Origin of the sequence: Corynebacterium sp. ACRPF (assembly GCF_022347395.1) — a bacterium.
In the GTDB taxonomy this organism is placed as follows: domain Bacteria; phylum Actinomycetota; class Actinomycetes; order Mycobacteriales; family Mycobacteriaceae; genus Corynebacterium; species Corynebacterium tuberculostearicum_D.
Genome location: NZ_JAKRNB010000047.1, coordinates 1 through 774, shown reverse-complemented (window position 1 = coordinate 774; position 774 = coordinate 1). Strand labels below are relative to the sequence as shown.

Sequence of the window (774 nt, the reverse complement as noted above, 5' to 3'; positions counted from 1 at the left end):
TATTTCACTTATCCAGAGGGATATTCCAGCTTCGACCATGAAATACCGCCAAAGGCATGCCGGTGTGCTAGGCACCTAGGTTCACGATGAGGGGATGAGTAAAAATCATCCTCGATGCCCCGTCTGCGGCAGGGCATGCACGAAACACGGAAAAACGAGTGCTGGGCGCCAACGATGGCGATGCCGCACCTGCAAGGCCACCTTCACCCGCGTGAATAACGATGCCGTGCAAGCCAAATGGTTCCGCCTGTTCATTTCCTGGCTCACCTCCAGCAACAGCCTGGAAGAAACGGCTAAAACCTGCGGTGTTTCACCACGAACTTTGCAACGACGCTTCACACCGTTCTGGCTTATCCAACCACCCCGAAGCGTTGATAGGCAGCGAATCTACGACCAAATCTTCATCGACGGCACCTACTTCAACACCAAATGCCTTGTTGTAGCTGCCGACTCCAGCCATGTCATCAATTGGTTCTGGTGCACGAAAGAATCCTCCTGGTCCTACATGCGCCTGCTCGACCCGCTAGCCCCACCACAGTTGGTTACCTGCGATGGCGATGCCGGAGGGCTTAAAGCACTACACCAGCTGTGGCCTCATACCCCGGTTCAACGCTGCATTGTCCACGTCAAACGCAATATTCAACGCGCCACCGGCCTTTATCCCACTTCCGCTATGGGCAAAGCATTACAACGACTTTCCTTTGAACTACTCGCCGTTGACAACCTGGATAAAGCAGCCGAATGGACCGTAAAACTACAACAGTTCGGCACCGT

General features: G+C 53.9%; 1 protein-coding gene. It reads left to right on the top strand.

Features of this window, described 5'->3' with window-relative positions:
- Positions 1 to 211: 211 nt before the first annotated feature.
- Positions 212 to 774: transposase (locus tag MHX61_RS11250; RefSeq protein ID WP_239194949.1), on the top strand; the 563-nt coding region annotated here is incomplete at its 3' end.